At 35.4% G+C, this 19,466-nt stretch carries 19 protein-coding genes and 1 other annotated feature; of the genes, 13 read left to right on the top strand and 6 right to left on the bottom strand.

Features of this window, described 5'->3' with window-relative positions; genetic code table 11:
* Positions 1-17: 17 nt before the first annotated feature.
* From rpoC to RWR88_RS04175, 4 genes are all read left to right on the top strand, one after another.
* Positions 18-3,680: a DNA-directed RNA polymerase subunit beta' gene (gene rpoC / locus RWR88_RS04190; protein ID WP_314450788.1), complete on the top strand. Its 3,663-nt coding sequence runs from the start codon at positions 18-20 to the stop codon at positions 3,678-3,680.
* A gap of 358 nt (positions 3,681-4,038) precedes the next feature.
* Positions 4,039-4,818: a uridine phosphorylase gene (udp, locus tag RWR88_RS04185; RefSeq protein ID WP_314349634.1), complete on the top strand. Its 780-nt coding sequence runs from the start codon at positions 4,039-4,041 to the stop codon at positions 4,816-4,818.
* Positions 4,819-4,833: 15 nt separating this feature from the next.
* Positions 4,834-5,505: a deoxyribose-phosphate aldolase gene (deoC, locus tag RWR88_RS04180; protein ID WP_314450787.1), complete on the top strand. Its 672-nt coding sequence runs from the start codon at positions 4,834-4,836 to the stop codon at positions 5,503-5,505.
* A gap of 150 nt (positions 5,506-5,655) precedes the next feature.
* Entirely contained in the window at positions 5,656-6,456 is an 801-nt protein-coding gene (locus RWR88_RS04175; RefSeq protein ID WP_314450786.1) for a class I SAM-dependent methyltransferase, read from the top strand.
* 140 nt (positions 6,457-6,596) lie between these two features.
* Here RWR88_RS04175 and fic read toward each other — a convergent pair whose 3' ends face one another.
* Together fic and tehB are read right to left on the bottom strand one after the other, a co-directional pair.
* Positions 6,597-7,202, bottom strand: coding sequence for a protein adenylyltransferase Fic (fic, locus tag RWR88_RS04170; protein WP_314450785.1), 606 nt, complete (start codon positions 7,200-7,202; stop codon positions 6,597-6,599).
* An 11-nt stretch (positions 7,203-7,213) separates the two neighbouring features.
* Positions 7,214-8,074, bottom strand: a complete 861-nt coding sequence (gene tehB, locus RWR88_RS04165; RefSeq protein WP_314450784.1) for an SAM-dependent methyltransferase TehB — start codon at positions 8,072-8,074, stop codon at positions 7,214-7,216.
* Positions 8,075-8,213: 139 nt separating this feature from the next.
* Positions 8,214-8,444: a binding site (T-box leader), on the top strand.
* 53 nt (positions 8,445-8,497) lie between these two features.
* On the opposite strand from tehB, the gene RWR88_RS04160 reads away from it, so the two are divergent.
* The 5 genes from RWR88_RS04160 (at position 8,498) to dltC (ending at position 12,790) form a co-directional block, all read left to right on the top strand.
* Positions 8,498-9,544 (top strand): ATP-binding cassette domain-containing protein, encoded by a 1,047-nt coding sequence (locus tag RWR88_RS04160; RefSeq protein ID WP_314450783.1) that lies wholly within the window; start codon positions 8,498-8,500, stop codon positions 9,542-9,544.
* A 1-nt stretch (position 9,545) separates the two neighbouring features.
* Positions 9,546-10,223: a methionine ABC transporter permease gene (locus RWR88_RS04155; RefSeq protein ID WP_314450782.1), complete on the top strand. Its 678-nt coding sequence runs from the start codon at positions 9,546-9,548 to the stop codon at positions 10,221-10,223.
* Positions 10,224-10,422: 199 nt separating this feature from the next.
* The gene (locus tag RWR88_RS04150; RefSeq protein WP_314349645.1) at positions 10,423-11,283 is read left to right on the top strand and encodes a MetQ/NlpA family ABC transporter substrate-binding protein; all 861 of its coding nucleotides are present in this window, start codon (positions 10,423-10,425) and stop codon (positions 11,281-11,283) included.
* A 90-nt stretch (positions 11,284-11,373) separates the two neighbouring features.
* Positions 11,374-12,543 (top strand): amidohydrolase, encoded by a 1,170-nt coding sequence (locus RWR88_RS04145; RefSeq protein ID WP_314450781.1) that lies wholly within the window; start codon positions 11,374-11,376, stop codon positions 12,541-12,543.
* Between the two features lie 13 nt (positions 12,544-12,556).
* Positions 12,557-12,790 (top strand): D-alanine--poly(phosphoribitol) ligase subunit DltC, encoded by a 234-nt coding sequence (gene dltC, locus RWR88_RS04140; RefSeq protein ID WP_314450780.1) that lies wholly within the window; start codon positions 12,557-12,559, stop codon positions 12,788-12,790.
* 162 nt (positions 12,791-12,952) lie between these two features.
* On the opposite strand, the gene RWR88_RS04135 is transcribed toward dltC, so the two are convergent.
* The 4 genes from RWR88_RS04135 to RWR88_RS04120 form a co-directional block, all read right to left on the bottom strand.
* Positions 12,953-13,519 carry a TlpA disulfide reductase family protein gene (locus tag RWR88_RS04135; RefSeq protein ID WP_314450779.1) on the bottom strand — a complete coding sequence of 189 codons (567 nt, stop codon included), beginning with the start codon at positions 13,517-13,519 and terminating at the stop codon, positions 12,953-12,955.
* Between the two features lie 107 nt (positions 13,520-13,626).
* Entirely contained in the window at positions 13,627-14,052 is a 426-nt protein-coding gene (locus RWR88_RS04130) for a pyridoxamine 5'-phosphate oxidase family protein (RefSeq protein ID WP_314349868.1), read from the bottom strand.
* A gap of 1 nt (position 14,053) precedes the next feature.
* Positions 14,054-14,536, bottom strand: coding sequence for a glutathione peroxidase (locus tag RWR88_RS04125; protein ID WP_314450778.1), 483 nt, complete (start codon positions 14,534-14,536; stop codon positions 14,054-14,056).
* Positions 14,537-14,545: 9 nt separating this feature from the next.
* On the bottom strand, positions 14,546-15,313 hold the full coding sequence (locus tag RWR88_RS04120) for a Cof-type HAD-IIB family hydrolase (RefSeq protein ID WP_314450777.1): 768 nt from the start codon (positions 15,311-15,313) through the stop codon (positions 14,546-14,548).
* Positions 15,314-15,479: 166 nt separating this feature from the next.
* Here RWR88_RS04120 and secG point away from each other — a divergent pair, with 166 nt between their 5' ends.
* The 4 genes from secG to smpB all read left to right on the top strand — a co-directional run bounded on the left by secG (position 15,480) and on the right by smpB (position 19,330).
* A complete protein-coding gene (gene secG / locus RWR88_RS04115; protein WP_006703884.1) occupies positions 15,480-15,713 on the top strand; it encodes a preprotein translocase subunit SecG in 234 nt (77 codons plus the stop codon).
* An 81-nt stretch (positions 15,714-15,794) separates the two neighbouring features.
* The gene (locus RWR88_RS04110) at positions 15,795-16,523 is read left to right on the top strand and encodes an alpha/beta fold hydrolase (RefSeq protein WP_314450776.1); all 729 of its coding nucleotides are present in this window, start codon (positions 15,795-15,797) and stop codon (positions 16,521-16,523) included.
* Between the two features lie 3 nt (positions 16,524-16,526).
* Positions 16,527-18,854 carry a ribonuclease R gene (rnr, locus tag RWR88_RS04105; protein ID WP_314450775.1) on the top strand — a complete coding sequence of 776 codons (2,328 nt, stop codon included), beginning with the start codon at positions 16,527-16,529 and terminating at the stop codon, positions 18,852-18,854.
* Between the two features lie 11 nt (positions 18,855-18,865).
* On the top strand, positions 18,866-19,330 hold the full coding sequence (smpB, locus tag RWR88_RS04100; protein WP_314450774.1) for an SsrA-binding protein SmpB: 465 nt from the start codon (positions 18,866-18,868) through the stop codon (positions 19,328-19,330).
* The last annotated feature ends 136 nt before the right edge of the window (positions 19,331-19,466 follow it).

Below are 19,466 nucleotides of genomic sequence, written 5' to 3'. Positions count from 1 at the left end.
AGAGGGAGGTTGGCCCCTTGATAGATGTAAATAATTTTGAAAGTATGCAAATTGGTTTAGCGTCTCCTGATAAGATTCGTGAATGGTCATATGGTGAAGTAACCAAACCAGAAACAATCAACTACCGTACTTTAAAACCAGAACGTGATGGTCTATACTGTGAAAAGATTTTTGGACCAACAAAAGATTTAGAATGTTCATGTGGTAAATTAAAGAAAATTAACAATAAAGGAAAAGTGTGTGATCGCTGTGGCGTTGAAGTAACTCGCTCAAAAGTTCGTCGTGAACGTATGGGACATATTGAATTAGCTGCGCCAGTATCACATGTTTGGTACTTTAAAGGTATTCCTAGCCGTATGGGACTTGTGTTAGACATGAGTCCTCGTGCGTTGGAAGAAATCATTTATTTTGCAAGCTATGTTGTTATCGATGCTGGTGACACAACATTGATGAAAAAACAATTATTAAGTGAACGTGAATACCGTGAAAAACGTATGGAATTCGGAACTCGTTTCCACGCAGCAATGGGTGCTGAAGCTGTTCAAGAATTATTAAATAACGTTGACTTAGAAGCTGAAATTGCAGAATTAAAAGAAGAGTTAAAAACAGCTCAAGGACAAAAACGTACTCGTGCAATTCGTCGTTTAGATATTTTAGATGCTTTCCGTGAATCAGGAAATAAACCAGGTTGGATGGTAATGGATGTTATTCCAGTTATCCCACCAGATTTACGTCCAATGGTTCAATTAGAAGGTGGACGTTTTGCAACAAGTGACTTAAATGATTTATACCGTCGTGTAATTAACCGTAATAATCGTCTAAAACGTTTATTAGAATTAAATGCTCCACGTATCATCGTTCAAAATGAAAAACGTATGTTACAAGAAGCGGTAGATGCTTTAATCGATAATGGTCGTCGTGGCCGTCCAGTAACAGGACCAGGTAACCGTCCATTGAAATCATTAAGTCATATGCTTAAAGGGAAACAAGGTCGTTTCCGTCAAAACTTACTTGGTAAACGTGTAGACTACTCAGGACGTTCAGTAATCGTAGTAGGACCAAACTTGAAGATGTATCAATGTGGTTTACCAAAAGAAATGGCAATTGAATTATTCAAACCATTTGTAATGAAAGAATTAGTAGAACGTGAAATTGCTGGAAATATTAAGAGTGCAAAACGTAAAATTGAACGTTTAGACGATGATATTTGGGCAGTTTTAGAAGAAGTCATTCGTGAACACCCAGTTCTATTAAACCGAGCACCTACTCTTCACAGATTAGGGATTCAAGCATTCGAACCAACTCTAGTAGAAGGTCGTGCAATCCGTCTTCACCCATTAGTGTGTGAGGCCTACAATGCCGACTTCGACGGGGACCAAATGGCGGTTCACGTGCCACTTTCACAAGAAGCTCAAGCAGAAGCTCGTTTATTAATGTTAGCGGCACAAAATATCTTAAACCCTAAAGATGGAAAACCAGTAGTAACTCCATCTCAAGACATGGTTTTAGGAAACTATTACTTAACATTAGAACAAGAAGGTCGTGTTGGAGAAGGAATGTACTTCAAAGACATGAACGAAGCAATGTTAGCATACCAAAATGGATATGTTCATTTACACAGCCGTATTGCAATTCACGCAAGTGCGCTTCCTCATAAACCATTTACAGAATGGCAAAAAGAACGTATGTTAGTGACTACAGTTGGTAAATTATTATTCAATGAAATTATGCCTGACGAATTCCCTTACTTAAATGAACCATCAATGGAAAACTTAGAAGTAGCTACTCCAGATAAATACTTCTTAGAACCAGGTTCAAATATTAAGGAAGAAATTGAAAAACGACCAATCGTTTTACCATTCAAGAAGAAAAACTTAGGTCAAATTATTGCGGAAGTCTTCAAACGTTTCCACATTACAGAAACATCAATGATGTTAGACCGTATGAAAGACTTAGGATATAAATATTCAACTCGTGCTGGTTTAACAGTAGGGATTGCAGATATTTCTGTTGCAGGAAATAAAAAAGAAATTCTTTCAGATGCACACAATCAAGTTGATGAAATTTCTAAATTATTCCGTCGTGGTTTGATTACAGATGACGAAAGATATGAACGTGTTATCGAAACATGGAATGCTGCAAAAGATGAAATCCAAAGCGCATTAACGAAAACACTTGGTGCTCGTAACCCAATCTTCATGATGAGTGACTCTGGTGCCCGTGGTAACATCTCTAACTTTACACAGTTAGCGGGGATGCGTGGATTGATGGCCGCTCCGAATGGTAAAATCATGGAATTACCGGTAACATCTAACTTCCGTGAAGGGTTAACGGTTATGGAGATGTTCTTATCAACACACGGTGCCCGTAAAGGGATGACGGATACTGCCTTGAAGACAGCCGACTCAGGTTACTTAACTCGTCGTTTAGTAGACGTAGCTCAAGACGTAATTATCCGTGAAACAGATTGTGGTTCTGATCGTGGTTTAACAATTTCAGCAATCCGTGAAGGAAATGAAATGATTGAAACATTAGAAGAACGTATGATTGGACGTTATGCACAACGTTCTGTAAAAGATCCAGTAACTGGTGAAGTATTTGTTGGTCACAATGAATTAATTACAGAAGATATTGCTCGTAAAATTATTGATGCTGGTATTGAAGAAGTAACAATCCGTTCTGCATTTACATGTGATACTAAACATGGTGTATGTAAACATTGTTATGGACGTAACTTAGCAACAGGATCAGAAGTAGAAGTTGGGGAAGCAGTTGGTACAATTGCCGCTCAATCTATCGGGGAACCTGGTACTCAGTTAACAATGCGTACTTTCCATACCGGTGGGGTAGCCGGAGACGATATTACTCAAGGTTTACCTCGTATCCAAGAAATCTTCGAAGCTCGTAATCCTAAAGGGGGAGCAACGATTACAGAAGTAACAGGTGAAGTTGTATCGATTGATGAAAATGCGGGAAGCCGTACTAAAGAAATCACAATTAAAGGTGCAACAGATACACGTACGTATACTGTTCTATTTACAGCTCGCTTAAATGTTGAAGAAGGACAAACAATCCATCGTGGTGAACCATTAACATCTGGTTCTATCGATCCAAAAGAATTATTACGTGTTCGTGATGTATTGTCAGTAGAAAACTACTTATTACGTGAAGTACAAAAAGTATACCGTATGCAAGGGGTAGAAATCGGAGATAAACACGTTGAGGTAATGGTTCGTCAAATGTTACGTAAAGTTCGTGTAATGGATCCAGGTTCAACTGAAATTTTACCAGGAACATTATTAGATATCGCAGACTTTACTGAACGTAACCGTTCTGCAATTATGAATGGTGAAGTTCCAGCGACTGCACGTCCAGTATTACTTGGTATTACAAAAGCTTCATTAGAAACAAATAGTTTCTTATCTGCAGCTTCATTCCAAGAAACTACTCGTGTGTTAACAGACGCATCTATTCGTGGTAAGAAAGACCACTTACTTGGACTTAAGGAAAATGTTATCATTGGTAAGATTATTCCTGCTGGTACAGGTATGGCTCGTTACCGTAATATGGAAACAAGCACTTCTACACCGGTTCAAACAGAAGAATTCGTTGAAGCTACTGAAGAGTTAGCGGAAGGAATTGTAACTGAAGGAACAGTGGAAGTAACAACAGAAGCTTAAAAATTTGAAATTGACTTTCCAAATAGTAGTAAAGGACGCAAGCAGCCTCGCGAAGCGAGTCTCATTGCTAAACTTCGAGCCTAGGTCTCGAAGTTTCCTAGGAATAGTAGCCAGAAGAGCGGCTACTATTCCCCTTACTACTATGGAAAGTCTTTTCTGTTGGACGTGTATTTATGAGAGAACGGAAAGAATTAGACTTCCTTGATATAGTAGTAAAGGACACAAGTAGATTTTCGGTCTCATGTGCATACTACTATAGGAAGTCTTTTCTTTTTAGCGAACGTTTTCAAAAAATATAAAATTATGGTATAATTTTACAGTTAAGGTATTCAAATGATACCTATAAGGAGGAAGAGAGATGCAAAATTATTCAGAAGAAGGATTACAATATCATTTAAACATTCGTAAAGGAGACGTAGGTAAATACGTTATTTTACCAGGAGATCCGAAACGTTGTGCGAAAATTGCTGAACATTTTGAAGATGCAAAATTAGTAGCAGATAACCGTGAATATGTAACATATACAGGATACTTAGATGGAGAGAAAGTTAGTGTGACTTCAACAGGGATTGGTGGACCATCCGCTTCAATCGCCTTAGAAGAATTAGTGAGAAGTGGTGCAGATACTTTTGTTCGTGTTGGAACTTGTGGAGGAATTGATATCGATGTAAAAGGTGGCGATATTGTGATTGCTACAGGTGCGATTCGTACAGAAGGAACAACTCGTGAATATGCTCCAATCGAATTTCCAGCAGTTGCAAACTACGATGTTGTAACAGCATTATTACAAGCAGGGAAAACATTAGGTTATACAACTCATGCTGGTGTTGTACAATGTAAAGATTCATTCTATGGACAACATGAACCTGAAGTAATGCCAGTTAGCTATGAATTACAACAAAAATGGGAAGCTTGGAAACGTCTAGGAGTAAAAGCTTCAGAAATGGAATCAGCCGCTTTATTTGTAGTAGCTAGTCATTTAGGTGTAAGAGTTGGCTCAACATTTTTAGTAGTAGGAAACCAAGAAAGAAATGCTGCAGGATTAGAAAATCCAATTGTTCATGATACAGAAGCCGCGATTACAGTTGCCGTACAAGCACTACGTAACTTAATTGCACAAGACCGTCAAAACGCATAAGGAAAGGTGAAGCAAATGGAATTAAAAGAAATTTTAGCAACCGTCGATCATACCTTATTAACTCAAAATGCTACGTGGGAAGAAATTCAACAAATTTTAGATGATGCCATTCATTATGGAACAGCTTCAGCTTGTATTCCTGCAAGTTATGTAAAACAAGCAACAGCATATGTAGAAGGTAAATTACCGATTTGTACGGTTATTGGATTCCCTAATGGCTATTCAACAACAAGTGTAAAAGTTTTTGAAACAAAAGATGCCGTAGCAAATGGTGCAAGTGAAATCGATATGGTTATCAATATTACGGATGTAAAAAATAAACGCTTCGACTTAGTAGAAGAAGAAATTCGTCAAATTCATGAAGCTTGTCAAGGAAGAATCTTGAAAGTAATCGTGGAAATTTGTTTATTAACAACAGAAGAATTGATTGAATTATGTAAAGTAGTGACTCGTGCAGGAGCAGAGTATATTAAAACATCAACTGGATTTTCAACAGGTGGAGCTACATTTGAAGCAGTAGCTTTAATGAAAGAACACGTAGGCCCTTCAGTGAAAATCAAAGCTGCAGGTGGAATTTCTAGCTTAGAAGATGCAGAAAAATTTATCTCATTAGGCGCTAGCCGTTTAGGTACAAGCCGTATTGTAAAAATTATTAAAAATCAAGTAGTTGAAGAGAATAGTTACTAGAAGCTTCAATAAAAGAATGTAAGGATAAATCCTGTTAGTAAGAAATTACTAGTAGGATTTTTTTGTGTGATAGAGGTATTGAAAAGGGGAAAAGAAAAGAGTAGAATAAAACAAAGTTTAGGTAAACCTAAAAATAAAGGAGTTGATATAATGGGAGAATTATTTGAAAATAAAGTATCTAAAACGATGTTAATGACACTACAAGCAAAAGCGTTAGAAGGGAGACAAAAGAATCGGTTGTTTATTGATCAAAAAGCCGAAGAAATGATGAAGCAAGTTCCATCAATAGTAAATATTTCTTTTTTTGATCAAATCGGAGTTTGTTTAAGAACAAAATATTTTGATGATTGCTGCAAAAAATTTATAAAGACTCATGAACATCCAGTTATCATTCAATTAGGCTGTGGTTTAGATGATAGGCAAGGAAGAATTGGAGCAGAAGATATTCCATTTTTCAGTGTAGATTTTTTAGATGTTATTACATTAAGACAAGAGTTTTTTGAAGAAACATCTACTTCACAGATGATTGCTGACTCGATATTAGATGATAAATGGATTCAAATTGTAAAAGAACAATATCCAAGAGGAGATTACTTATTCATTATTGAAGGCGTGTTAATGTACTTTAAGACAAATGATATAAAGGAATTAGCGACAAAATTAGAGAGAGAATTTCATCAATATGAATGTTATTTCGATACGTTACAACATCATATGATTGCTACTAAAAATAAACAAAAAGAATTTAGAGAGCAGGGAGTGCGAATGCATTGGGGACTATCTTCTCAAGAAGAGTTGTATGAATTGTTTGGAAAGCATGCAAAAATAATGAAAATAGACTATACAATGGCACAATATCCAAACCGATGGAAAGTAGTACATCGTATCGTTTCATTTATCCCGTTTATCCAAAAAGCTGCAATCTTAATTCAGTTGGGAATTTTTAGATAGTAGTAAAAAACATAAAAGCCACAGATTTGCTGTGGCTTTTATGTAAGAGAAAATTGAGACCTTAGGCTCAATTTTTAGCCATGAGACCGTAGGTCTGCTGGCATTATTTTATTACTATAAAATAACGTTTTAAAATAATTTTATAACTCTCCAGCTTTATAGATAGTATATCCTTCGTAATAATAACTATAATCAATTCCTTTCATATAAAGAACTCGATTATGAATATCAGTTGTTAAAGCTTGTTTTAACAGATGCTTAATTTCGATATCTTTAATAGGGCTTCTTTCCATTGCAAGTAAATAATTTTCCTTATCTACCTTGCTCCAATCAATAACTTGTTGTAATTCCTTCTTTAATAGTAAATCTAACCAAATTCTAGCACTTCTACCATTGCCTTCACGAAATGGATGAGCAATATTCATCTCAATATATTTTTCAATAATTTCATCAAAGGTTGATTGGGGCATTTTTTCAATATTTTTTAAAGCTTCTTCTAAATACATGACAGATGCAAAGCGAAAATGTCCTTTTGCCATATTGACTGTTCGTATTTTTCCAGCAAAATCATAGATATCTTCAAATAAATAAGCATGAATGGCTGAAAGCATTTTGTAAGAACCGACTTCGTATTGATCCAGCAAATGATTTTCAAATAATTCAATCGCTTTTTTCTTACTAATCTTTTCTTCAACTCTGGCAAGTTCTACAGAATCGATCAAATGAAGTTTGTTTTCTAAAACCATAGCGTCTTTCCTTACCCTTTCTTCGCTAATAATGTTGCAAATCTGAATCGAAGACGATTGCCGTTTGCGTCTGTTTTGTGGAGTTCACCGAAGTCTTCATTATATTTTAAAATTTCCCAACCGGCATAATATTCTAGTAATTCGCCTTCTTTGAATGTAAATGGAAAATTCACAGGACAAGGTGCATCTTCAGTAGACATAGCAGCGACAATTAAATTATACCCACCAGGAGCAGTGTGCGATTGCATATTCTCAATGACATCTGGAATTACTTCTTCATGTAAAAACATGAGTACGACAGTCGAGATAATCCAATCATATTGACCTCCAGGAATATCGGCACTTTCAATGTCGTACGGTTCAACTTCCAGAGCAAGCCCTTCTTGAGTAGCTACTTCTTGTAATTTTTGTAAGCTCGGAACATTCCAATCCAATGAAGTAACTTCATACCCTAATGAAGCAAGGTATAAACTATTGCGACCTTCTCCGCTTCCTAAGTCAAGTACACGTCCTTTTGGAATAAGTGGTTGAGCAGCTAAAACTTCAGAGTGAGTCTTTGTATAGCCATATTTTTTTGCAAAATAGTCCTCTTTTTTGCAGAAAAATTCTAAATAACATTCGATATCATCACTTGTTTCTGCAATTCGATGCCACTGTTGTGGTTCAACTAGTGGAATAGGAGTAGTCGCATTTAATTGTATAGTATCAATGACACTACCATCTTCATTTAAAAATTCAAATGTAATTTCGCCTTTTACAATATGAAGTTGTGCCCAAGTTCCAACCTTTGTATTATGCATTTTTTTAAAGGGTTCTGGTAAAGTATCCAATGTCCATAGGGGCATTTTTTTATAAGAAATTAAATTGTTCATGTATATCACCTCGTAAGATTATTGTAGAAAAAAGAAGTAAGATATGCAAGGAAAAGTATATAGGTAAAATTTATAACAAGTGATAGTAATCTAGAAATTGACTGTAACAAACTTTGTTGGTATCCTAGTTTCATATTCAAAACGCACTGTGACAAGGAGAGTAAAAGTGAATCTGTTTTAGAGAGTCTCGGTTTGGTGAAAAGAGATAATAGTTGAAACTTTGAAGATGGCCTTTGAGTGCTAATCGTTGAATCTTTAAACGATTACGGGAAAGCCCGATATAGCTTATCAGTTAGAAATAACTGATTGAGGCAGAATTTGTGAGAATTCTGTGAATGAAGGTGGTAACACGAGAGAACTCGTCCTTTGGTTGGTGAGTAAGACCAAAGAGCGGGCTTTTTATTTGCTTGAAAGGAGAAACAAATGATTGAATTAAAAAATATTGATGTAACATTTCATCAATCAGGTAAAACCGTTGAAGCTGTAAAGCAAGTAAATATTACGATTGAAGATGGCGATATTTATGGAATTATTGGTTACAGTGGTGCTGGGAAAAGTACATTAGTACGTACCATTAATTTATTACAACGTCCAACAAATGGAACAGTAACTGTTTCAGGAGTGGAGTTAACGAGTTTAAAAGAAGCTCAATTAAGAGATGCTCGTAAAAAAATCGGAATGATTTTCCAACATTTCAACTTGATGAATACTTTATCGGTATTTGAAAATGTTGCTTTTCCATTAAAACGCTCAGGATTATCTAAAGTGGAAATTAAGGAAAAAGTTGAGTCACTTCTACATTTAGTTGGATTGGAAGACAAAATTACAAGTTATCCAAGACAATTATCCGGAGGACAAAAACAAAGGGTTGCGATTGCTAGAGCATTAGCGAATGATCCAGACGTACTACTATGTGATGAAGCCACTAGTGCATTAGACCCTAAAACAACCGAATCTATTTTAGAACTTTTGAAAAAAGTAAACGAACAATTAGGCATTACAATCGTGATTATTACTCACGAAATGCAAGTTGTAAAAGAGATTTGTAATAAAGTTGCCGTAATGGAACAAGGATTAATTATTGAACAAGGATCAGTATTAGAAATTTTTACAAATCCACAAAAGCCATTAACAAAAGATTTCATTGATACAGCAACACATATTAATAAAGGAATTGAAACAGTTCTACAACATGAACATTTACTAAACTTAAATCCAGGAGATGTTCTTGCGAAAATTTCATTTGTGGGTGCTTCAACAGGAGAACCACTGATTACGAAATTATCGACTCAATTCCAAGTAGCAGCGAATATTTTATTTGCCAATGTGGAAGTTATTCAAGAAACAGCAGTTGGAACTTTGCTAGTAGGTTTATCTGGTGAAGCTGAAAAAATTCAACAAGCAATCGAATATATTCACCAATCAGGTGTTCAAACAGAAATTCTAGATGAACCAAAGGAGGTTGAATAAGATGAACTTACACCAATTATTTCCAAATATTGATGCTCGTGTAACTCAAGAAATTATTAAAAGTACCATTGATACTTTAATCATGGTCGGACTTACAGGGTTAATTGCCGGAGTATTAGGGATTGCATTAGGAGTTGTTTTAGTAGTCACTCGTGAAGGTAATATTTTAGAAAATAAAATTTTATACGCTAGTTTAGATAAAGTGGTGAACTTATTCCGTTCGATTCCATTTATCATTTTAGCGATGTTATTAATCCCATTAACAAGATTCATTGTCGGAACTACAATTGGAATTCCTGGTGCGATTGTGCCACTAGTTATTGCGACTGTTCCATTCTTCTCACGACAAGTACAATTAGCTTTGTTAGAAGTGGATAAAGGTGTGATTGAAGCTTCAATCGCCATGGGATGTACACCGTTGGAAATTATTTTCCGAGTGTACTTAAAAGAAGGATTGCCAAGTTTGATTCGTGCTTCTTCTCTAACAATTATCAGCTTAATTGGTTTAACAACAATGGCTGGAGCGTTTGGAGCTGGTGGTATCGGAAACTTAGCGATTTCGAGAGGATACAATCGATTCCAAGGGGATGTAATCGTAGTTGCAACGATTATTATGTTGATTATCGTATTTATCAGCCAAGCAGTCGGTGACTTCCTAGAAAAAAGAGCTACGAAATAAAAGGATACGAGATTGAGCGTTCTGAAACGAATCACTGGAGCGACAGCAATGGCGTGAAGTGGACGTCGTTTCAGCGAAATCGAGTTCAACTAAAACAAGATACGAGGCCGAACGCTCTGAAATGAATCACTGGAGCGACGAACTCACAATAAAAAGGATATTTAAACAGATTAAACACAAAGAAAAGAGGAATTTATAGATGAATATTAAAAAATTATTTGTAACAGCATTAGCAGGATTAACATTAGCAGCATGTGGTCAAGGAGCTCAAACTTCTTCAAATTCAAACCAAGCAGCAGATGCTAAAAAAGAAGCAAAAACAGTTAAAGTAGGGGTTAACGCAGGAAATCAAGATGTATGGAATGACGTTATTAAACGCTTAAAAGAAAAAGAAAACATCAATGTTGAATTAGTAGAATTTACAGACTATGTTCAACCAAACCAAGCATTAGAAAATGGAGATGTTGACTTAAACTCATTCCAAACAATTATTTACTTAGAACGTTTCAATAAAGAACAAAACACTCACATCAAACCAATTGGATATACAGTAATTGCTCCAATGGGTGTGTACTCTAAAAAAATTAAAAACGTTAGTGAGTTAAAAGATGGAGATACTATCGCAATTCCAGAAGATACTTCTAATAACTCTCGTGCATTACGCTTACTACATGCAGCTGGAGTTATCAAATTAAAAGATCCAAGTAACACATTAGCAACTAAAGATGATATCGTAGAAAATCCTAAGAAAATTGACATTAAAGAATTACCAGCTGGACAAACAGCTCGTGCTTTAGACGATGTAGCAGCTTCATTAATCAACAATGGTTTTGCAGTTGAAGCAGGATTCCAACCAACTAAAGATTCAATCTTTATCGAAGAAATCACAGATTCTTCACAACCATACTACAATGTCATTGCTACTAAAGAAGGTAACGAAAACAACGAAGTTTATAAAACAGTTGTAAAATACTACCAATCACCAGAAACAGCTAAGAAAATCGAAGAAGTTACAAAAGGTGCAGCAGTACCAGTTTGGGAAAAAGCTTCTTTAAAATAATTTCTAAGAATTAATCATTTTAATCATCATTTATCTCCAAAGAGGCATGCTAGTCATGCCTCTTTATTACAATAGAAAGAAGGAAATTTAATGAGCCAAATTAAAGAAAAAGCACAAGCTTTAACAGAAGAGTTAGTAGCACTTAGAAGACATTTTCATGAAAATCCAGAATCAAGCTTAAAAGAATATAAAACAGCAGAAAAAATTCAAGAGGAATTAACAAAATTAAAGATTCCATTTGAAAAAATTGCAGACACTGGAACGTTAGCGATTATTAAAGGAGGAAAAGGCGAAGGAAAAACAATTCTACTTCGTGCAGATATTGATGCATTAGAATTACCAGATTGCACGAATAAACCTTATTCTTCTAAAAATGAAGGGCTAAACCATGCTTGCGGACATGATGCTCACACAGCAATGGGATTAGGAACTGCTAAAGTATTAAATGAATTAAAAGATACATTTGCTGGTACAGTATATATTGCCTTCCAACCAGCTGAAGAAATCGGAGCAGGTGCCAAACAATTTGTAGCTTCAGGGAAAATTGATACGATTGATGAAAGTTTTGCCATTCATGTAAATTCAGGATTACCAGTAGGAACATTTGCGGTTCAAGGTGGGCCTGTAAATGCTTCTTGCGATATTTTCAAAATCAAAGTAACAGGAAAAAGCTCTCACGTTGGTCGCCCACATTTAGGTCAAGATGCATTAGTGACAGCAAGTGAAATTGTTGTAGCACTACAAACAATTGTCAGCCGTGAAGTAGATCCAGGAGATAGAGCAGTAGTAGGAGTTGGAAAACTATATTCAGGAACACGTTATAATATTGTAGCAAACGATGCTTTATTAGAAGGTACGATTCGTGCCTTTAGTCATAAAACAAGAGCGCACTTAAAAGAAGCAGTGACACGTATTGCGAAAGGTATTGCTGCAACACACCGTTGTGAAGCAGAGTTAGACTGGTATGATGCAGCTGCCCCAGTTATTAATACACCTGAATTAGCAGAGAAATTCCAAACAGTTGCTCAATCAGTAGATTCTATCAATAGCATTATCACATCCTATGAAATGACAATGGGAGCAGATGACTTTGCAGACTACTTAGTAGGTAAACCAGGGGTCTATGGGTTATTAGGAAGCCAATCTGGAGAAGAAACAGCATATGGACACCATCATGAAAAATTTGATATTGATGAAGCAGTATTACCGATTGGAGTAGAACTAGAAGTAAGCTATATTTTAAGTCGATTAAAAAATTAGAACGGAGAACAATATGGAAGAGAGAATTTTAAACATTTTAGAAGAAATTTGTGAAGATGAAGTTGTCTATGAAGATAAGGACATTAATTTAAAAGAAGAAGGTCTTATGGATTCATTAGCGTTTGTTGAATTACTTGTTCGATTAGAAGAATTTGGACTTGAAGTTGCTCCTACTGAAGTGACTTATGAGGAGATTGATACACCAAATAAGATTATTGAGTATGTGAAAAAAAGAATATTAAAATAAATCAAAATCACCATAAAAATTACAGTATTCACTCCAGCTGTATTATCAATCTTAGCAGGTCTAGGATTAGTAGCACCAAAAGGTAAAAAAGAAGACAAATAAAAACTGAATTCTTAAATGACAAAAGGATGATGAGCAGTACCCATCATCCTTTTAGCGTTTCTATAATCCTTTTAACACTTCGTCAATCGTTGCTTTATCTTTTACTTCATCGATAACATTTTTTATTTTTCCTTCTTGATCGACAAAAATCATTGTTGGAATCGAATGAATTTCTAAAGCTTTTTGGAAGCTTTTTTCTTTATCTGAGTAATAGTTAAATTCTAGTCCTTTCTCTTTTAAGAAGGCTTGTGCTTTTTCAGGTGTTTCTCCTTTTACGAGTAAGTTGACTAAAACAAATTCAATAGAATCTTGATAGTCTTTTCTTAATTCATTTAGAATAGGGAGTTCTTGCTGGCAATCCGGACACCAGCTAGCCCAAGCGACATAGACAATTTTCTTCCCTTTAAAATCTGCAGGAGTCTTTTGTTGCGCGTCTGCTGTTTCAAATGTAAAGTTTGGCAAAGCTTCTCCAATTAAATCAGTAGTAGATTTTTCTTTTGCAGCAGTTGTAGTTGCGGTGGTTGTAGTCGTGTTATTTGTAGTTGACGTTGATTGACATCCGGCAGCTAGCACAAACAGACTTCCAAAAAAGATTGTATGTATTAGGAATTTTTTATAGTTTTTCATAAAATATCTCTCCTTTAAAACGATACGTTCATTGTATCACATTAAATGAAAGAAAAAAAGGAACCTTCAAAAGGAAGGCTCCGTCTATTTTAGTGAGTTTTTGATGATTAGGCTTGAATGCTAAATGTATATTTATGCCCTTGAGTTAAGCTGTGGTAGAAGCCTTTTCCTTCATATAATTGGAATACTTGTACTCCAGCACGTTGTGAATCATCTGGATATACATTTTTAACAAATGGATTTCCTGCTAATAATTCTTCTAATCCTTCTTTTCCGATTTCACGAACTTTTCCTTCGATACGAATCACTTGAATTAAGTAGTCATCGTGTGAAAATGCTGCAATTGCGACATTTTGATTTTCTTGTAATTGTTTGTAAAAATGAGTTTGTGGGCTTGTCATAAAGAATACTCCATGTTCATTAGCAACACCGATGTGAATTGGACGAGAATGAGGTTTTCCGTCTTTATCCACTGTAGCAAAAATCGCTACTTCTAAATCCTCTAAAATGCTTAAAATTTCTTCTGTATTCATATTAACACTCCTTATTTAATAATTGTTTTATTTGTTTCTCAATGGATAATGGAGAAGTAGTAGGGGCAAATCTTGCGATGACTTCTCCGGATGCATCTACAAGGAATTTTGTAAAATTCCACTTAATAGAACTGCCTAATAGTCCTTTTGTTTCTTCTTTTAATAGCTTGAATAATGGGTGCGTTTCTGGGCCGTTAACGAGTACTTTGCCAAACATTGGGAAAGTGACTTGATAATTGAATTGACAACTTGAAGCAGCATCCAGTGCACTTAATGGTTCTTGATTACCAAATTGATTACAAGGGAATCCTAGAACACTAAATCCTTGTTCGTGATATGTTTCGTATAAGCTTTGTAATTGGGCAAACTGTGGAGCCAATCCACATCCACTAGCGGTATTCACAATAAGTAATACTTGCCCTTTATATTCTTCTAATGTACTTGTTCCATCTAATGTAGGAACTTCTATTTCATAAAGTAACATGCCTACCTCCTATATTAAATGATAATGTTTTAATCCTTGAATGACGCCACCTTTATCGTGGTCTGTACTAATATAGTCTGCTTTTTCTTTTATCAAGAGAATGGCATTTCCCATGGCAATTGAAAAATTAACTTCTTGAAACATTTCTAAATCATTAGCACCATCTCCAAAGGCGTATGTAGTGATAGAATCGTTGTTTAAAGTGCGAATTAATGCTCGAATGCCTGTGGCTTTTGAATTTCCAGCGGTAATGACATCTAATGCATAAGGAAAATTTCGAATAAATCTTAATTCTGGAAAAGCTTGTTGATAAGCTTCATCATTATTGTCTCTTGAAAGTAAGAGCATCATATTCACCACTTGTTCTTTATAAAATGTTGGCATAACATCGGGTATTGGTGTATGAATATATTCATAGGCTTCTTTGTCAAATGGGACTGTTTCGATGATTTTAAAGGCATTGACATTATAACACGTGATTCCATGCTCATTTTCTTTTGCAAATTGTAGCAGTCTTTCAATCGTTTCTTTTGGAATTTCATGTTGAATTAATTGCTCACCTTTGAAAATAACGACTTGTCCATTCATAAAAACTCCAGAATGAATATTCGTAGAGCGAATGACTTCCGAAACTTCGTTAGGAGATCTTCCTGTTGCTAGAAGTGGTTCATACCCGTTTTCCTTTAATTGTTGAATCGCTTCTATGACTTCAAGGTCGACTTGGCCTTTTTTATTTAAGAGAGTTCCATCCAAGTCAAAAAATACTAAACCTTTCATAAAAACCTCCTTTTCACATTACGTTCATTATATCACGAAAGAGGAAAAAATAGGGGATGGATGCTTAAAAAATCGTATTAGTATAAAGAAATTAAGGGCAACTGGTAGTAATTCCACTATATTTATGGTAGAATTGGAAAGAATATTAATAGAGGAGGAAGATCCTTTGTATCAAACAATTTTAACATTGATGATTATTATTAGTGTGTTACTAATTATTATTGTAGCTATGCAACCATCGAAAACTAATGCAGCAAATTCATTATCAGGCGGTGCTGAGCAATTATTTGGGAAAACAAAAGCACGTGGATTTGAGGCATTCTTAATTCGAGTAACTGTTGGATTAGGGGCAATCTTTATGATTTTAGCAGTAGCCTTAGCGTACATTTCATCAAAATAAAAATGATTAAGCACAATGTTGAAGGAGTATTTCTAAGACATTGTGTTTTTCTATTATAGTAAATATTCATGAAAGGTAGGAGTGAACAATTTGGAAGCAATTTGGCTAGAAGAAACAACAAATAAACGGGCGGTTATATTATTTCATGCATATACTGGGAAACCAACAGATCTAAGAATGTTAGCTTCCTTTTTGCATCGCTATGATTATGCAGTCTATGTTCCGACTTTTAGTGGGCATGAACATTCAAATACATGTGAAATTTTAAAAGAAACACCAGAAAAATGGTATGAAGATGCAAAACAAGCGGTACAATTTGTTCGAAGTCAAGGGTATTCAACGATTGCTGCACTAGGATTATCTATGGGTGGTATTATGGCAGCAGCACTAGCAACCGATCAATTAGTAGAAATTGCGGGAACATTTTGTTCTCCTGTTTCAAAAAGAAATGCACAATTACCTGATTTGTTGAAAAGTTTTATGGCTTTTGCTACTCATTCCGAGATGTGTGAAGAGGAAATGTTTACATTAGGGAAAAAAGCAAAACAACAATTATTAGATTTACATCATTTTTCCGCTAAAGTGGCAGAGAAATTAGAACAGGTGACAGGTCCTTTTTATATTGCGCAAGGGGAATTAGACCGATTAGTCGATCCAGAAGTATCTATTGAGATGAAAGAAGCATTAGTGAATGCAGCTGTTGATTTTCATTGGTTTGAACAATCAGGGCATGTCATTACAGTCGGAAAAGAAAAAGCAGAATTTCAAGAATCTGTATTAGAATTTTTAAACCAACAAGAATGGAGGTAAGAAATGAGAGAATCATTGAGAACAGTTTTGGTGTCCTTTTTTGAAGAATATGCACCAGAAAGTTTTTATGTAAAAGAAATTAGTGAACATTTTGGGATGAATCAATCTCAAGATTTTAAAATATTAGTCAAAGAATTAGCCGCTTTAGAAGAAGAAGGCGTCTTAGAATTAAATCGAAATGGAAAGTTTGGATTGAATCCTTTGAATCAAACATTAAAAGGAACGTATCGTGCAAATGACAAAGGATTTGGCTTTGTCACTGTAGTCGAAGGGGAACCAGATATTTTCATTCCTCGTGGAGATACAATGAGTGCGATGGATGGGGATGAAGTAGAACTAGTGATTACTGAACCAGCCGATAGCTATCGTCAACGATCTGCAACAGGAAAAATTGTCCAAATTATCCAACGCAATACGACTCAAGTGGTAGGAATTTATACTCGTTTCAGTTCAGAAACTGCAGAAGATACAGGTTATTGCGGTGAAGTAGTCGTTAAAGACAAAAAATTAGCAGGTACTCGTTGCTTAATTCGCCCAAATGGATTGCATCCAGTAGATGGTACTGTAGTCATTGTAGAATTAACAAAATACACGAATGAAAAAAATCGTTCTTCATTAGAAGGAATTGTTGTCAAAGAAATTGGTTATAAAGATGCTGTTGGAATGGATATTTTAATGGTTTTACAGCAATTACATATTCCAACAGAATTTCCACAAGAAGTGATAGAACAAGCAAATCTTGTTTCTGAAGTCATCACAGATGAAGATCGACAAGGGCGTAAAGATTTACGTGAACAATTAACCGTGACTATTGACGGGGCAGATGCTAAAGATTTAGATGATGCTGTTGCACTTACAAAACGTGAAGATGGAACCTTTGAATTAACCGTTTCAATTGCAGATGTATCCTATTATGTAACGGAAAATTCAGCGATTGATAGGGAAGCATTTGAACGTGGAACAAGTGTGTATTTAACAGACCGTGTCGTTCCAATGTTACCACAACGATTATCAAATGGAATTTGTTCATTACATCCACATGAAGAACGACTAACGATGTCTTGTCGCATGGAAATTGACCGAAGTGGAACGATTTATCAATATGAGATTTTCCCAAGTGTCATTCGCTCAGATATGCGATTAACGTATAGTTTAGTGAATGAATTGTATGAGAAAAAAGAAGTCGAAATTCCAGATGAAATTCAGCAAATGTTGTTGGATATGAAAGAATTACATCATATTTTAGAAAGACGAAGAAAAGAACGTGGAGCGATTGATTTTGAAACACATGAAGCAAAAATTATTGTGGATGAACAAGGCGCCCCAATTGACATTCAAATTCGTGAACGTGGAGTTGCAGAACGATTAATTGAATCCTTTATGTTAGCAGCTAATGAAACAGTTGCGATGCATTATCAACAAAAAAATGTTCCATTTATTTATCGTGTCCATGAACAACCACAACAAGAAAAAATGCAACGTTTCTTAGAATTTGTTACAGCATTTGGCATTAATATTAAAGGAACGAGCGACACCATTAGTCCGAAAAAACTGCAAAAAGCCTTAGATGAAGTCAAAGGAGAAACGTATGAAGCAGTTGTATCGACTATGATGCTACGTTCTATGAAGCAAGCCAAATATGATATTACACCTTCTGGGCATTATGGATTAGCTGCAGAAGATTATACTCACTTTACTTCACCAATTCGTCGTTATCCAGACTTAATTGTTCACCGTATGATTCGTCAATACGAAGGAAGTGGAAGTTTCCTATCGAAGCAACAAGAAGAATTAAATGCTTCTAAACTAGAGAGAATTGCGGATCAATCGAGCAAAATGGAACGTTTAGCAGTTCAAGCAGAACGTGAAGTAGATGCGATGAAGAAAGCTGAATTTATGGCAGATAAGATTGGACAAGAGTTTGAAGGAATTGTTAGTTCCGTTACTAAGTTCGGCATGTTTGTGGAATTGCCAAATACCGTAGAAGGTTTAGTGCATATTACGCATATGAATCAAGATTACTTTAACTTTATTGAAAGTCATATGGTCTTAATTGGTGAGAGAACAGGAGTGTCTTATCGAATTGGAGATCGTGTTAAAGTAAAATTAATTAAAGTCGATGTAGAAGCGCATGAAATTGATTTTATTTTAGCGGCGGATAATGCAGATTTGATTACTCAAAACAAACCTCCTTCTAAAGGAAAAGAAGCGCCTAAGAAAGCTGCGAAAAAAGAAAGCAGAAGTAAAAAATCGAAGAAGTCTTCTAAAAATAAAGGGAGACAAAATTTTAAAGCGCAAGCAAAGCAAAAGCGTAGAAAAAAACATTCGTAAGGAGAATTCGGATGCCAAAAGGAACAGATAATAAAGTTTTAGCGCATAATCGTAAGGCAAATCATGATTATACGATTTTAGATACGATTGAAGCAGGTTTAGTGTTAACGGGAACGGAGATTAAATCGGTTCGTCAAGCTAGAATGAATTTGAAAGATGGTTATTGTAGTTTTAAAAATGGGGAAGCCTTTTTAGTAGGGGTTCACATTAGTCCGTTTGAGCAAGGGAATATTTTCAATCATGATCCGCTTCGTACGAGAAAGTTATTATTGCATAAGAAGCAAATTCAGATGCTTGAGCAAGAGGTAAGACAGGCGGGGAATACGGTTGTTCCATTGAAGGTTTATATTAAAAATGGGGTTGCCAAGCTTTTGATTGGGATTGCTAAAGGTAAGAAAAACTATGATAAGCGTGAAGCGTTAAAACAAAAAGATATAAAACGAGATGTACAGAGAGAGTTAAAAAACTATCGTTAACTACGAAAGACTTCCTGTATAGTAGCAAAGGACGGCAGCAGCCCTTCGGTCTCATGCCTAAAAATCAAGCCTAGGGTCTTGATTTTTATTTGAAACAAAGTACGAAAAAAAGACAAAAAGATACTACCTATGCTAT

It is taken from the genome of uncultured Granulicatella sp. (assembly GCF_963528195.1).
In the GTDB taxonomy this organism is placed as follows: domain Bacteria; phylum Bacillota; class Bacilli; order Lactobacillales; family Aerococcaceae; genus Granulicatella.
Note: the sequence above shows the minus strand (reverse complement) of the source record. Positions and strands in the feature narration are given on the sequence as shown.

Coding starts and splice junctions, on each gene's coding strand:
- RWR88_RS04175 (WP_314450786.1), top strand. CDS start 5,656: ATGGGAGAATTATTTGAAAATAAAGTATCTAAAACGATGTTAATGACA.
- RWR88_RS04150 (WP_314349645.1), top strand. CDS start 10,423: ATGAATATTAAAAAATTATTTGTAACAGCATTAGCAGGATTAACATTA.
- RWR88_RS04125 (WP_314450778.1), bottom strand. CDS start 14,536: ATGTTACTTTATGAAATAGAAGTTCCTACATTAGATGGAACAAGTACA.
- RWR88_RS04135 (WP_314450779.1), bottom strand. CDS start 13,519: ATGAAAAACTATAAAAAATTCCTAATACATACAATCTTTTTTGGAAGT.
- smpB (WP_314450774.1), top strand. CDS start 18,866: ATGCCAAAAGGAACAGATAATAAAGTTTTAGCGCATAATCGTAAGGCA.
- RWR88_RS04155 (WP_314450782.1), top strand. CDS start 9,546: ATGAACTTACACCAATTATTTCCAAATATTGATGCTCGTGTAACTCAA.
- rnr (WP_314450775.1), top strand. CDS start 16,527: ATGAGAGAATCATTGAGAACAGTTTTGGTGTCCTTTTTTGAAGAATAT.
- tehB (WP_314450784.1), bottom strand. CDS start 8,074: ATGAACAATTTAATTTCTTATAAAAAAATGCCCCTATGGACATTGGAT.
- udp (WP_314349634.1), top strand. CDS start 4,039: ATGCAAAATTATTCAGAAGAAGGATTACAATATCATTTAAACATTCGT.
- RWR88_RS04120 (WP_314450777.1), bottom strand. CDS start 15,313: ATGAAAGGTTTAGTATTTTTTGACTTGGATGGAACTCTCTTAAATAAA.
- deoC (WP_314450787.1), top strand. CDS start 4,834: ATGGAATTAAAAGAAATTTTAGCAACCGTCGATCATACCTTATTAACT.
- RWR88_RS04160 (WP_314450783.1), top strand. CDS start 8,498: ATGATTGAATTAAAAAATATTGATGTAACATTTCATCAATCAGGTAAA.
- RWR88_RS04130 (WP_314349868.1), bottom strand. CDS start 14,052: ATGAATACAGAAGAAATTTTAAGCATTTTAGAGGATTTAGAAGTAGCG.
- fic (WP_314450785.1), bottom strand. CDS start 7,202: ATGGTTTTAGAAAACAAACTTCATTTGATCGATTCTGTAGAACTTGCC.
- RWR88_RS04145 (WP_314450781.1), top strand. CDS start 11,374: ATGAGCCAAATTAAAGAAAAAGCACAAGCTTTAACAGAAGAGTTAGTA.
- dltC (WP_314450780.1), top strand. CDS start 12,557: ATGGAAGAGAGAATTTTAAACATTTTAGAAGAAATTTGTGAAGATGAA.